This is a genomic window from Kitasatospora sp. NPDC058048 (assembly GCF_042885555.1).
Lineage (GTDB): Bacteria > Actinomycetota > Actinomycetes > Streptomycetales > Streptomycetaceae > Kitasatospora > Kitasatospora lactacystinica.
The window spans coordinates 37,429-50,853 of record NZ_JBHVRT010000036.1 but is presented as its reverse complement, the minus strand read 5'-3'; the positions used below and the strand labels follow the sequence as shown (position 1 = coordinate 50,853).

General features: G+C 74.5%; 10 protein-coding genes and 1 pseudogene. 3 read left to right on the top strand and 8 right to left on the bottom strand.

Annotation, left to right across the window (positions count from 1 at the left end; all coding sequences use genetic code 11):
* The first annotated feature begins 10 nt into the window (after positions 1-10).
* Entirely contained in the window at positions 11-1,129 is a 1,119-nt protein-coding gene (locus ACFVVA_RS31045) for a trypsin-like serine peptidase (protein WP_387694078.1), read from the top strand.
* 67 nt (positions 1,130-1,196) lie between these two features.
* Here ACFVVA_RS31045 and hflX read toward each other — a convergent pair whose 3' ends face one another.
* From hflX to miaA, 5 genes and pseudogenes are all read right to left on the bottom strand, one after another.
* Positions 1,197-2,699, bottom strand: a complete 1,503-nt coding sequence (hflX, locus tag ACFVVA_RS31040) for a GTPase HflX (RefSeq protein WP_387694077.1) — start codon at positions 2,697-2,699, stop codon at positions 1,197-1,199.
* 232 nt (positions 2,700-2,931) lie between these two features.
* Positions 2,932-5,169, bottom strand: a complete 2,238-nt coding sequence (locus ACFVVA_RS31035; RefSeq protein WP_387694076.1) for a RelA/SpoT family protein — start codon at positions 5,167-5,169, stop codon at positions 2,932-2,934.
* Positions 5,170-5,370: 201 nt separating this feature from the next.
* Positions 5,371-6,276 (bottom strand): diaminopimelate epimerase, encoded by a 906-nt coding sequence (gene dapF / locus ACFVVA_RS31030; protein ID WP_387694075.1) that lies wholly within the window; start codon positions 6,274-6,276, stop codon positions 5,371-5,373.
* A gap of 92 nt (positions 6,277-6,368) precedes the next feature.
* The gene (locus ACFVVA_RS31025; RefSeq protein WP_387694074.1) at positions 6,369-6,881 is read right to left on the bottom strand and encodes a hypothetical protein; all 513 of its coding nucleotides are present in this window, start codon (positions 6,879-6,881) and stop codon (positions 6,369-6,371) included.
* A 250-nt stretch (positions 6,882-7,131) separates the two neighbouring features.
* A pseudogene (gene miaA, locus ACFVVA_RS31020) lies at positions 7,132-8,070 on the bottom strand (tRNA (adenosine(37)-N6)-dimethylallyltransferase MiaA); the annotation flags it as partial.
* A gap of 165 nt (positions 8,071-8,235) precedes the next feature.
* Between miaA and ACFVVA_RS31015 the strand changes: the two are divergent.
* Positions 8,236-8,496, top strand: a complete 261-nt coding sequence (locus ACFVVA_RS31015) for an antitoxin (RefSeq protein ID WP_359907083.1) — start codon at positions 8,236-8,238, stop codon at positions 8,494-8,496.
* Positions 8,497-8,552: 56 nt separating this feature from the next.
* Here the strand turns inward: ACFVVA_RS31015 and ACFVVA_RS31010 are convergent, their stop codons facing one another.
* On the bottom strand, positions 8,553-9,251 hold the full coding sequence (locus tag ACFVVA_RS31010; protein WP_387694073.1) for a class III extradiol dioxygenase subunit B-like domain-containing protein: 699 nt from the start codon (positions 9,249-9,251) through the stop codon (positions 8,553-8,555).
* A 78-nt stretch (positions 9,252-9,329) separates the two neighbouring features.
* On the bottom strand, positions 9,330-10,832 hold the full coding sequence (gene miaB / locus ACFVVA_RS31005) for a tRNA (N6-isopentenyl adenosine(37)-C2)-methylthiotransferase MiaB (RefSeq protein ID WP_387694072.1): 1,503 nt from the start codon (positions 10,830-10,832) through the stop codon (positions 9,330-9,332).
* Positions 10,833-10,927: 95 nt separating this feature from the next.
* Between miaB and ACFVVA_RS31000 the strand changes: the two genes are divergently transcribed.
* Positions 10,928-11,947 carry a TAXI family TRAP transporter solute-binding subunit gene (locus tag ACFVVA_RS31000; RefSeq protein WP_359907091.1) on the top strand — a complete coding sequence of 340 codons (1,020 nt, stop codon included), beginning with the start codon at positions 10,928-10,930 and terminating at the stop codon, positions 11,945-11,947.
* Between the two features lie 50 nt (positions 11,948-11,997).
* On the opposite strand, the gene ACFVVA_RS30995 is transcribed toward ACFVVA_RS31000, so the two are convergent.
* Positions 11,998-13,422 carry a sensor histidine kinase gene (locus ACFVVA_RS30995; RefSeq protein WP_387694071.1) on the bottom strand — a complete coding sequence of 475 codons (1,425 nt, stop codon included), beginning with the start codon at positions 13,420-13,422 and terminating at the stop codon, positions 11,998-12,000.
* Positions 13,423-13,425: the final 3 nt, after the last annotated feature.

Genomic DNA, 13,425 nt, shown 5'->3' with positions numbered 1-13,425 from the left:
ACGAGCCAGCATGCCGACAACCACCAGCCGGCGGCGCCGGGCCAGGGCGGCCGGCGCCGCGCTGCTCGCCGCGCTCGCGCTGGGCGCCGCCGGGTGCGGCCCGGACGGCCCGGCCCGGCCCGCCACCGCGCCCCTCGCCCTGCCCCGCTCCGCGCCCACCAGCCTGGGCGACCTGACCGGCTGGAAGGTGGAGGACTGGGACCGCTACGTCGCCGACAGCGCCTTCGCCGGCGACGCGGCGCCCGGTTTCTGGACGGCCGCCCGGATGGACACCGCCAAGCCCCGGCCCACCCCGGAGTACTCCCTGACCGCCCCCGCGGCGGCCGGTGTCGAACAGGACGCCGCGCCGGCCGCCGTCCCGGCCCAGCCGCTGCCGCACCCGTACGCCCAGGCCGGCGCGGTGGTCGGCCGGCTCTTCATGACCACGCCGCAGGGCGACGCGGCCTGCTCCGCCACCGTGGTCTCCGACCCGGTCAACCCCGGCCGCAGCAACCTCGTCTACACCGCCGCGCACTGCCTGCACGACGGCAAGGGCGGCGGCTGGCTGAAGAACCTGGTGTTCGTCCCGGCCTTCAACCGGGACGGCCGGGTGGTCCACGGCAAACCGAACCCGGACCAGCAGGCCGCCCCGTACGGCCGGTGGACGGCGGTGCGCGCGCTGGTCTCGCCGACCTGGCGCCAGGAGAGCGGCGTCGGTGCCCGCAACCAGTACGACTACGGCGTGCTGCGGGTGCGCGGCGAGGACGGCTCCGGCAGGTCCCTGGAGGAGACGGTCGGCGGCTCGGTGCCGATCTGGTTCAACGCCCCGCGCGAGCAGATCACCGCGGCCGCCGCCTACGGCTACCCGGCCGAGCGGCCGTTCGACGGCCTGGAGCTCGAACACTGCGACTCCCCGGCCGCGCCCGGGCGGCTCTCCTTCGACCGGACCCGCCCGCCGATGTACGTGATCGGCTGCTCCATGACGGCCGGCGCCTCCGGCGGCGGCTGGTTCGTCATCAGGGACGGCAAGCCCAACCTGATCAGCGTCGGCGCGGTCGGCAACCGCAACCCGGCCGGCTACCAGGCCGGGCCCTCCCTGCACGACCAGGCGAAGCAGGCCTTCGACTACTTCGCCAAGAACGTCCGGTAGCCCCCGCGGGGCACGGGAAGGGCCCCGGGACGGCGAACCGTCCCGGGGCCCTTCGTTCGCTCCGGCCTCAGCCCTGCAGGGCCACCGCGAAGTACTCCAGCTCGGCGGCCAGCTCGGCCTGCACCTTGGCGTGCAGCAGGGTGCCCTCGCCGGTGTGCTCGGCGGAGAGCAGCTCCCCCTCGGCGTGCACCCGGGAGACCAGCGCGCCCTGGGTGTAGGGCACCAGGGCCCGCACCTCGACCGCCGGACGCGGCAGCTCGTCGTCGATGAGCTGCAGCAGCTCCTCGATCCCCGCGCCGCTGCGGGCCGACACCACGATGGCGTGCGGCTCGCGGCGCAGCAGGCGCTGGAGCACGTGCGGATCGGCGGCGTCCGCCTTGTTGATCACCACGATCTCCGGCACGTTCTGCGCGTCGACCGAGACGATGACCTCGCGGACGGCGGCCAGCTGCGTCTCCGGCTCGGGGTGCGAGCCGTCCACCACGTGCAGGATGAGGTCGGCGTCGGCGACCTCCTCCATGGTCGAGCGGAAGGCCTCGACCAGGTGGTGCGGCAGGTGCCGGACGAAGCCGACGGTGTCCGCCAGGGTGTAGAGCCGCCCGCTCGGGGTCTCGGCCCGGCGCACGGTCGGGTCCAGGGTGGCGAACAGCGAGTTCTCCACCAGGACGCCCGCACCGGTGAGCCGGTTGAGCAGCGAGGACTTGCCGGCGTTGGTGTACCCGGCGATGGCCACGGACGGCACCTGGTGGCGCTTGCGCTCCTGGCGCTTGGTGTCGCGGCCCTTCTTCATGTCGGCGATCTCCTTGCGGAGCTTCGCCATCTTCTCGCGGATCCGGCGCCGGTCGGTCTCGATCTTGGTCTCACCGGGACCACGGGTGGCCATGCCGCCGCCCGAGGTGCCGGAGCCACCGCCACCCATCTGCCGGGACAGCGACTGACCCCAGCCGCGCAGGCGCGGCAGCATGTACTGCATCTGCGCGAGCGAGACCTGCGCCTTGCCCTCCCGGGACTTGGCGTGCTGGGCGAAGATGTCCAGGATCAGGGCCGTCCGGTCGACGACCTTGACCTTGACCACGTCCTCCAGGTGGATCAGCTGGCCGGGGGTGAGCTCACCGTCGCAGACGACGGTGTCGGCGCCGCTGGCGGCGACGATGTCGCGCAGTTCCTTCGCCTTGCCGGAGCCGATGTAGGTGGCCGCGTCGGGCTTGTCGCGGCGCTGGATGACGCCGTCCAGCACCTGGGAGCCGGCCGTCTCGGCAAGCGCGGCGAGCTCGGCCATCGAGTTCTCCGCCTCCTCCAGCGTGCCGTCCGTCCAGACGCCGACGAGCACCACGCGCTCCAGACGGAGCTGGCGGTACTCGACCTCGGTGACGTCTTCGAGTTCGGTGGAGAGGCCGGCGACACGGCGCAGGGCGGCTCGCTCGCTGCGGTCGTACTGGTCGCCGTCGTAGTGGTGGCCGAGGTCCTCGTCGATGGCCGCGAGGTCCTCGTCCATGAGGGCTTCCGCCCGCCGACCGTCGAGGCGGCGCGGAGCGTCGGCGTGGTCGCGGGTGTCGAACGTGGAGGTCATTCTGTCCTTTGGCTCGCTGGTACGGGTGGCCTTCGGGGACCGCTTCCGCGCTCCCGTACGGAGTCTGCCCAGCTGCCGCCCCGGTTACCGTCCGGGCGGGGGTGAGCTGCCCCTCGGGTCCTCGGATGAGACCCGGGCTCCTGTGCCCGGACAACGCCGTGGACCGGCCGTGAATTCCCCATGATGGTCGCACGCCCGGCGCGGGCCGGTCATCCCCATTTCCGCGGGCCGGTCATCCCCGTTTTCCGCGGGCCGCCGGGCCGAGCGGCCGCTCCCCCGGTTCCCGGCCGCCGTCCGGGGCCTGCGGGCGGCTCACGTCGTACACCCCGGAGACCTTGAGCATCGCCCGCATCAGCCGCGGCAGGGCGGCCGGCTCGGGCAGTTCGACGGTGTAGGTGTGCCGGACCCGGGACTCCTGCGGCGGCTCGACCTCGGCCGAGACGATGCCGACGCCGGCGCCGGCTCCGGAGATCGCGGCGGTGAGGTCGGCGAGCAGCCGGGGCCGGTTCAGCGCCTCGGCCCGCAGGGTGACCCGGTGCCCGGTCGCCGGGGCGTCCTCCGGCCGCCAGCGGACCTCCAGCTCGGCCCGCCCGTCCGCGCGCATCCGCTCCCCCGCCGGGCAGCCGGTGCGGTGCACCGCGACCGCGCCGCCGCGGATCGGATAGCCGGCCACCTCGTCCGGCGGCACCGGGGTGCAGCAGCGCGCCAGCCGGACCGGCGCCCCGGGCCGGCCGGCCACCGCGACCGGGGCGGCCCGCCGCTCGGCGGTCGGGCGCCCGGGCGGGGCGGGCTGGCCGCCGGTCGGGCCGGTGCGGACCACCGGCTGCCGGGCCGGGTGGTCGGCCAGCCAGCGCTCGATGGCCAGCCGGGCGCCCGGGGTGCGGGCGTGCGCCAGCCACTCGGGGGCGGGGCCGGAGGGCTGGCCGCCGCCGGCCGGGGGGGATTCGGTGAGCACCGCGATCTGGTCGCCGTCCTCCAGCACGGTGGACAGGGCGGTGAGCCGCCCGTTGACCCGCACCCCGATACATCGGTGGCCGGTCTCCTCGCCGAGCAGGTAGGCCGCGTCCACGCAGGTGGCGCCGGCCCTCAGCTGAAGCGTTTCGCCGCTCTCCGTCACCACGGTGATCTCGCGGTCGCCGGCCAGGTCGGCGGTGAGCGCGGACCAGAAGGCGTCCGGATCGGGCGTCTCCTGCTGCCACTCCAGCAGCCGGCTGAGCCAGCCCGGGCGGGCCGGGTCGGTACGGTCCAGCTCGTCGGCGTCCTGCACGGCTCCGGCCGGGGACGGGTCCCCGAGCGCGACCACCCCGGTCTCGGCCACCTCGTGCATCCGCCGGGTGCGGACCAGCACCTCGACCACCGCGCCGCCGCTGAGCGCCACGGCGGTGTGCAGCGACTGGTAGAGGTTGAACTTGGGCGCGGCCACGAAGTCCTTGAACTCCCCGGGCAGCGGCGTCCAGCAGGTGTGCAGCTCGCCGAGCACGGCGTAGCAGTCGGCGTTCTCCTCGACCACCACCAGCAGCCGCCCGAAGTCGGCCGGCCGCGGCCCCTGCGGCCGGCCGTCCGGCCCGGGCACGGCGGCCCGGCGGAGCAGCACCCGGTGCAGCGAGACGCAGTGCCGGGGGCGGACGGTCACCTCGGCGGTCACCCCGGCCTCGGCCAGCTGGCGGGCCAGCTGCCGGGCGAAGGGCTCCAGCAGGGTGTCCGGCTCGGCCTCGTGACCGGTCATCAGGGCGCGGGTGCGGGCGTGTTCCTCGGGGTGCAGGGTGGCGAAGACGATGTCCTCCAGCTCCGCCTTGAGCACCTGGATGCCGAGCCGCTCGGCCAGCGGGATCAGCACGTCCCGGGTGACCTTGGCGATCCGCACCTGGCTGGCCGGCTTCATGTGCCGGATGGTGCGCATGTTGTGCAGCCGGTCGGCCAGCTTGATCACCATCACCCGGACGTCGTCCCCGGTGGCGACCAGCATCTTGCGGAAGGTCTCGGCCTCGGCGGCGGCGCCGAAGTCGACCTTCTCCAGCTTCGTCACCCCGTCGACCAGGTAGGCGACTTCGGGCCCGAACCCGGCGCCCACCTGGTCCAGCGTCAACTCGGTGTCCTCGACCGTGTCGTGGAGCAGCGAGGCGACCAGGGTCGTCGTCCCGGCGCCGAGTTGGGCCAGGATCATGGTCACGGCCAGCGGGTGGGTGATGTACGGCTCGCCGCTCTTGCGCTTCTGGCCGCGGTGGCTGGCCTCGGCGAGCCGGTACGCCCGGGCGAGCAGGCCGAGGTCGGCCTGCGGGTGGTGCCGGCGGTGGACCTGGACGAGCGGCTCCAGGGCGTCCGGCACCGGCGGCCGGCCGGTGGCCAGCAACGCGGCCCGCCCGGCCCGGCCGAGAGCGGCCCGGCCGAGCTCCCCGAGGGGCCGCCTGGCCCCGGCCTGCCGTACGGTCGTCGGCTGCCCCGTCAGGGACTGCCCGGCTTCGATGGTCATCGGCACCTCCGGCAACGGTCGCCGGGCGCCGCCCCGTCCGAGGGGGTGATCTCGACACCCCTCCCCATGGGGTGATCGACCCGGTGGTCCATGCTACCGAGCAGAGCACGTTCCGCGACGCCCTGATTCCCGTCCGCGACCGGTATCACCCGATCGGGGGGATTCGTCACCACACGAATTGGGCAAACCGGGCCGCAGGCCTCAGCGCACCGACTCCCACCAGTGCCCGTCCAGCCGCCCCTCGGCCACGATCACCGCCGACCCGGTCATCTCCACCCGGCCGTCCGGGTGCTCGGTGATGACCAGTCGCCCGCCCAGCACGTCCACGGTGTACGCGACCGACTCGCCGGTGACCGCCGGGTCGGCGCCGTCCCGGCGGATGGCCGCCACCGCCACCGCGCAGGCGCCGGTGCCGCAGGAGCGGGTCTCGCCCGAGCCGCGCTCGTGCACCCGCATCGCGACGTGCCGCGGCCCGCGGTCCACCACGAACTCGACGTTGACGCCCTCCGGGTAGGCGCTCGCGGGGCTGGTGAGCGGCGCGGCGAACAGGTCGCCGGCGTGGTCCAGGCTCTCCACGAAGGCCACCGCGTGCGGGTTGCCCATGTTGACGTTCAGGGCCGGCCAGCGCCGCTCGCCGACCGCGACCTCGATGCCGTCCGGCCCGGGCAGCCGGGCCCGGCCCATGTCGATGGTGACGTCGCCGGGCGTGCCGTCCTCGGCGGCCTCGGCGACCTTCGCGGTGAGCACCCCGGAGCGGGTGGCGACGGCCAGCTCGCCCGGCTCGGCCAGGCCGGCCTCGACCAGGAAGCGGGCGAAGACCCGCAGGCCGTTGCCGCACATCTCGGCGACGCTGCCGTCCGAGTTGCGGTAGTCCATGAACCACTCGGCCCGGTCGGCCATCGCCGCGGCCGCCGGGTCGGCGGCGGCGCGCACCACGCGCAGCAGCCCGTCCCCGCCGAGGCCGGCCCGCCGGTCGCACAGCGCGGCGACGGTCTCGGGACCGATCTCCAGCGCGCCGTCCGGGTCCGGGACGATGACGAAGTCGTTCTGGGTGCCGTGCCCCTTGAAGAAGGGGATGCCGCCCTGCTGGGGAGAGGATGCGCTCACCCCTCCGATGGTACTGAGCGGCGACCCGCCCGCTCGGGGCGGGAGGCTCCCGGAGCGGGAGGCACCGCGGAGGTGCTCCCGGCGGGAGGCGCTCAGCGCAGGTAGGCGACCCGCCAGACCGCGAGCGCGCAGGCGGCCAGCGCGATCAGGGTGTAGACCGCGATTGCCTTCCAGCCGGCCCGCTGCCCGGAACCCCGCCGCGGCAGCCCCGGCCACTTGTAGCCGGCGTGCCGGGCGGCCATCGCGCCCCAGCCCATCGAGGCGGCGGTGAACAGCAGCCCGAGCATCCCGACCATGGTGGCGCGCGCCCCGGCCGAGCCGAAGGCGAGCGGGAAGGCGAACATCAGCGAGCCGAGGGTGCCCAGCAGGGCGATCGGCAGCGTCTGCCACCAGCGCAGCCGGCGCAGCGGACGGATCTCCCGTTCGTGCACCGCGGCGTCGGGCGGCGTGCGGGTGTCCAGGGCGGGCACCGCGGCCGCGTAGGAGGTCGGCGCCTCCAGCCCGGTCAGCACGGGGAGGTCACCCATCGTCGACTCGTCGAACTCCTCGGCCGGCGCGGTGACACTTCCGCCCTGGCCGGATTCGGGGCCGGTACCCGTCGACACGCGGCCTCCCCTGACAGTTCGACACGAGCGGACTCGCGGCCGGGCACGGTCGGCCCGTTTCGGCCGACCCCTACGGCATCGATGATGGCATGTCCAGAGAGGCGTTCCGGGCCTGACCGGGGTCGACGGGTGATCCGTGGCCATCACGTGATCGGGCCGTGACCGCCGGTTCGTCCTGCACGGTCGCCTGCGCGCGCAGGTGCACCGCCGGATTGGCCAAAAACCCGTCCTGTACGGCCGGAACCGCCTGACGGCCGATCAGTTCGAGGGATCGTTCCAGCAGCTCGACGGGGTCGGTTCCGGCCGGCCGGGAGAGCCATTCGATGCGGTCGTCGCGGCGGAACCAGGACTCCTGACGCCGGGCGAATCGCTTGGTCGCCCGGACGGTCTCGGCCCGGGCCTCGTCCTCGGTGCACTCCCCGGCGAAGTGGTCCAGCACCTGCTGGTAGCCGAGCGCCCGGGAGGCGGTCCTGCCCTCGCGCAGCCCGGCCCTCTCCAGCTCCCGCACCTCGTCCAGCAGTCCGTCCTCCCACATCCGGTCGACCCGCAGCGCGATCCGCTCGTCCAGCTCCGGACGCGGCACGGCGACGCCGATCTGCACCGCCTCGTACACGGCGGTGTTGCTCGGCAGGTTGGCGGTGAACGGCTGCCCGGTGATCTCGATGACCTCCAGGGCGCGGACGATCCGCCGGCCGTTGCTGGTGAGGATCGCCTCGGCGGCCGCCGGGTCCAGCTCGGCCAGCCGCCCGTGCAGCGCGGACGGGCCGACCAGCTCCAGCTCGGCCTCCAGCCGGGCCCGCACCTCCGGGTCGGTGCCCGGGAACTCCATCTCGTCGATCGCCGCCCGGACGTACAGCCCGGAGCCGCCGACCAGGACGGGCGTGCGGCCGGCCGCGAGCAGCCGGTCGATCTCGGCCCGGGCCAGCCGCTGGTACTCGGCGACGCTGGCGGCCTCGGTGACGTCCCAGACGTCCAGCAGGTGGTGCGGCACTCCCCCGCGCTCGGCCGTGGTGAGCTTGGCGGTGCCGATGTCCATGCCCCGGTACAGCTGCATCGAGTCGGTGTTGATCACCTCGCCGTCGAGGCTGCGGGCGATGGCGACGGCCAGGTCGGACTTGCCGGCGGCGGTCGCGCCGACGACGCAGACCACACGGGGAGGGGCGACATGCGGGGTACGGGAGCTGCTCACCGTTCCAGTCTCCCAAAACCGCCGGGCCACCGGGGACCGGGCTGCCGCCCGCCCGCGACTGCGCGACGATATGACTGTTTCCCGGACATTTTCCGGCCGTTTCCCCGGCTTGGGCCCGTTTTGCGAACGCTTTGCCCGGCCCGCTCGTTGTGCGGGGAACAGCGGATGAAGGAGATCGTCATGGGCCTGATGGACAACCTCAAGGGCAAGGCCGAGGAGCTCAAGGGCAAGGCCGGCGAGTTCGCGGGCAAGCACAGCGACCAGATCGAGAAGGCCGTGGACAAGGCCGGCGGGGCCATCGACAAGGCGACCAAGGGCAAGTACAGCGACAAGATCGAGCACGGCGCCGAGAAGGCCAAGGACGCGGTCGGCGACTTCGCCCAGAAGCCCAAGCCGGGCGACGAGGGGCAGCCCCCTCGGTCCTGACTCCGCGGTCCTGACCCCGCGGTCCCGGTCCTGGCCGGTCCGGCGGCCCCGACCGGCTAGGACCAGGACGCCACGACGTACCCGACCCCGTACGGCGCCTCCTGGTAGCCCAGCCGCCCGGTGAGGCCGGCGCCCTCCGCGGCGCCGGCCAGCACCTGCCAGGGCGCCCGGCCGTCGGCCTTGAGCTCGGCGGCCAGCCCCGGGTCCAGCGCGGCCAGGGCGGGCAGGTCGGCCGTGCCCAGGGCGGCGGCCAGGGCGGTGTCGAAGCCCTCGGCCCGCTCGTCCAGGTAGCCGGGCGCCTTCACCGAGCGGCAGGCGCTGCCGTCGCCGAGCACCAGCAGGGCGACCCGCTCGGCCAGGCCGGCCAGGCCCTGGCCGAGGCCGAGCATCCGGTCGGCGGGGGCGTCGGCGGGCACCGCGCAGGCGTGCGTCGGCAGGGTCACCCCGGCGCGCTCCAGCAGCCAGGCGCCGACGGTCAGCGAGGGGGCCAGCTCCGGCCCCTCGACCCGGTCGCCGGGCAGCTTGGCGACCAGCGGCACCCCGTAGCGGCGGAAGGAGCCGGCTCCGCCCTCGGTCCAGACCTCGGCCGTCGGCCCGGTGCCGACCACCACGACCAGCTGCGGCCCGGCCGCGACCAGCGCCGCCAGCGCCTCGTCGCAGGCCGTGCGCAGGGCGTCCAGCTCGGGCGCGGCCCCGGCGGCGACCTCGGGGACGAGCAGCGGCGGACAGGGGCACACGGCGGCGGCTACCAGCATGTGAATCACTCTAGCCAAGAAGCCGGGCGGCCCGGCCGGAGCCGAAGCTCCCGCCGGGCCGCCCGGAACACCCGCGGGTCAGTCGCCGCAGCAGGCCCCGCCCGCCGGCGCGGCCAGCGGCAGCTCGGCCGGGGCGCCGATCTTCGGCAGCCCGAGCATCACTCCGGCCGGCTTGGCGGCGGGCGCGGCCTGGCGCTTCTCCCAGGCGTCGCCGGCGCGGGTGCGGCGCACCGCGAGCGCCGGGCCCTCGGCGAGCAGGTGGTGCGGGGCGGCGTAGGTGATCTCGACGGTCACCACGTCGCCGGGGCGCACCGGCTCGTCCGGCTTCGTGAAGTGCACCAGCCGGTTGTCGGGGGCGCGTCCGGAGAGCCGCCGGGTCTGATCGTCCTTCTTGCCCTCGCCCTCGGCGACCAGGATGTCCAGGGTGCGGCCGACCTGCTTCTTGTTCTCCTCCCAGGAGATCTCCTCCTGGAGGGCGATCAGCCGGTCGTAGCGGGCCTGGACGACCTCCTTCGGCACCTGGTCCGCCATGTCCGCGGCGGGGGTGCCGGGGCGCTTGGAGTACTGGAAGGTGAAGGCGTTGGTGAAGCGGGCCTCGCGGACGGTGTGCATCGTCTCCTCGAAGTCCTCCTCCGTCTCGCCGGGGAAGCCCACGATGATGTCGGTGGAGATGGCCGCGTCCGGCATCGCCTCGCGGACCTTGCGGATGATCCCGAGGAAACGGTCCTGCCGGTACGAGCGGCGCATCGCCTTGAGGACGCGGTCCGAGCCGGACTGCAGCGGCATGTGCAGCTGGTGCATCACGCTCGGCGTCTCGGCCATCGCGGCGATCACGTCGTCGGTGAAGTCGCGGGGGTGCGGCGAGGTGAAGCGGATCCGCTCCAGGCCCTCGATCTGCCCGGCGGCGCGCAGCAGCTTGGAGAAGGCCTCGCGGTCGCCCAGGTCGGAGCCGTAGGCGTTGACGTTCTGGCCGAGCAGGGTCACCTCGATGACGCCCTCGTCCACCAGCGCCTCGATCTCGGCGAGGACGTCGCCGGGGCGGCGGTCCTCCTCCTTGCCGCGCAGCGCGGGGACGATGCAGAAGGTGCAGGTGTTGTTGCAGCCGACCGAGATGGCGACCCAGGCGGCGTACGCGGACTCGCGGCGGGTCGGCAGGGTGGAGGGGAAGGTCTCCAGCGACTCCAGGATCTCGACCTGGGCCCTGCGCTCGACCGCGGCCCGCTCCAGCAGCGCCGGCAGGTGGCCGATGTTGTGGGTGCCGAAGACCACGTCGACCCAGGGGGCGCGCTTGACGATGCTCTCGCGGTCCTTCTGGGCCAGGCAGCCGCCGACGGCGATCTGCATGCCCTTGTGGCGGGTCTTGACCGGCGCGAGCTGGCCGAGGTTGCCGTACAGCTTGTTGTCGGCGTTCTCGCGCACCGCGCAGGTGTTGAACACCACCAGGTCCGGGTCGCCCTCGGGCCCGGCCTTGACGTACCCCGCGTCCTCCAGCAGGCCGGACAGCCGCTCGGAGTCGTGGACGTTCATCTGACAGCCGTGCGTGACGACCTTGTAGCTCTTCAATCCGCTCTCACCGCTCACCAGACCAGGGTACGGGCAGCGGCGAAGGGCTTTTCCCTGAGCTTCCACCACCCGTTCCACTCCCGTTCGGCCGGAGCGCCTGGCAGTATCCCTGCATGACCCCCACCACTGCGTCCCGTCTCGGCGCCGCCGTCCGCACCGCGGCCCGGAGCCCGCTGTGGCGCACGGTGCTGGTGGTGGTACTGCTGGTGGCCGGGTTCGGCGGCTGGTGGCTGTCGGCGGGCCGCTCGCCCGGGTACCCGCGCGGCGAGGTCCGCTTCGCCACCGGCGTGCAGCGCGGCGTCTACGACCGGTACGGGCAGCTGCTCCAGGCCCACGTCTCCCGGACCATGCCCGGGGTGCGGCTGGCCCTGGACAACTCCGAGGGCTCGATCGACAACCTCACCCGGGTGATCAGGGGCCGGGACGCCTTCGCGATAGCCACCGCCGACGCGGTCGCCGACTACCAGGGCCAGGGCAAGGAGAAGCTGCGGGCCATCGCCCGGCTGTACGACGACTACCTGCAGCTGATCGTCCCGGCCTCCTCCCCGGTGCGCCGCACCGCCGACCTCAAGGGCCTGCGGGTCGGCGTCGGCCTGCCGCAGTCGGGGGTGAACCTGGTGACCAAGCGGCTGCTGGGCGCGGCCGGCCTGGACCCGGACCACGACATCGTCCCGGTGCCGAAGGGGATCGGCGAGGCCGCCGACGACCTGCGCGCGGGCAGGCTGGACGCCTTCTTCTGGTCCGGCGGCCTGCCCACCAGCGCGCTCACCGACCTCTCCGACCACTTCCCGATCCGGGTCGTGCCGCTGAGCGACCTCGCCGAGGCCCTGCACAAGGCCGAGGGCGGCGGCACCGACGCCTACCGGGCGGCCACCATGCCCAAGGGGACGTACCCGAACGCCGAGCCCAAGGACGCCGTCGCCACGGTGGCCGTGCCCAACCTGCTGATCACCCTGGACGACGCGGACCCGCGCCTGGTCGAGGGCATGACCCGCGCGGTGATCGACAGCCGCGACCAGATCGGCGCCCAGGTGCACGCGGCCCAGCTGGTCGACCTGCGCACCGCCGTCTACACCGACCCGCTCCCGCTGCACACCGGCGCGGCCCGCTACTACCGCTCGGTGAAGCCGTAGCGCGCGGCCGCCGCCCGGTGAAGCCGTAGGCGCAGGGCGTGCCCCGGCGGCTACTTCTCCGGCCGGGGCACCGCCAGCGTCACCGCGAGCCCGGTCGGCCTGACCGGCGCGAAGCCGAGCGTGCCGCCGCCGGCCGCCAGCAGGGTGCGGGCGATGGACAGCCCGAGCCCCGAACCGTCCACGTTCTGGTGCCGCGTGCTGCGCCAGAACCGGTCCCCGGCCCGGGACAGCTCGTCCTCGGTGAGACCGGGCCCGGCGTCGGTGACGGTCACCGCGACCTCGTCCCGGCGCACCGTCACCCGCAGCCGCACCTCGCTGCCGGCCGGGCTGAACTTGAGCGCGTTGTCCACCACGGCGTCCAGGGCCGAGCCGAACCCGATCGGGTCGGCCATCCCGATCGCCAGCGCCGGGCCGTCCCAGCGCAGCCCGATCCCGCGCTGCTCGGCCACCGGCCGCCAGGCGTCCACCCGGGACAGGGTGAGCTCGGCGAGGTCGGTGCGCTCCGGTTCGGGGCGGGCGTGCTCGGCGGTGGCCAGGCCGAGCAGGTCGTCCAGCACCCGGGCCAGCCGGGCGCCTTCCTCCCGTACGCCGCTGAGCTCCTCCTCGTGGCCCTCGGGCAGTTCCAGGCCGAGCAGCTCGACCCGCAGCAGCAGTGCCGACAGCGGGTTGCGCAGCTGGTGGGAGGCGTCCGCGACGAAGGCCTTCTGCTGGTCCATGGCGAGCACCACGTGGTCCGCCATCTCGTTGAAGGAGCGGGCCAGCCGCTGGAGTTCGGGCGGTCCGCCGCCCGGGGCGACCCGGGCGGCCATCCGGCCGGTGGCGATGTCGTGGGTGGCCCGGTCCAGGGTGCGCACCGGGCGCAGCACCCACTCGGTGAGCCGGACGGCGAGCAGCACGGCGACGATCATCGCGGCGGCCTCGCCCGTGCCGATCACCAGCCACTTGTGCACCACCCGGGTGCGCAGCGCCTGGGCCGGGGATTCGCTGAGCACCACCGCGACCACGTCGCCGTCGCGCACCACGGGGGCGGCGACGGTGATCGTCCGGTCCGGCGTCCACGGCCAGACCTGCGGCGGGTTGTGGCTGCGCCGCCCGTCCAGTGCCTCCTGGAAGGCCTGGGCGCCCCAGCCCCCGGAGGGCACCCGCCAGTCGTCCGGGGCGACGGCGAGCGGAACGCCGTCGCGCTGGAAGATGCCCAGGCGCACGCCGTACAGGTCGTGGTAGCGGCGGACCTCGGCCTCGATCGCGCGCTGCCGGCTGCCGTCGCCCGGGGCGGGTTCCGGGTCGCCCTTGCGGGCGGAGTCGGCGGCGCCGGAGGTGGGCAGGTCCTGGGCGAGGCGGGCGGCGTCGTCGAGCCGGTCGACGACCACCTTGGTCTGCTCGGCCGCAGCGACCGCCGCCGCGAGCGGCAGCCCCAGGGCGGCCAGGACGCAGAGCATGAGGGCGATCAGGATGCCGAGCAGGCGGGTGCGCACGTG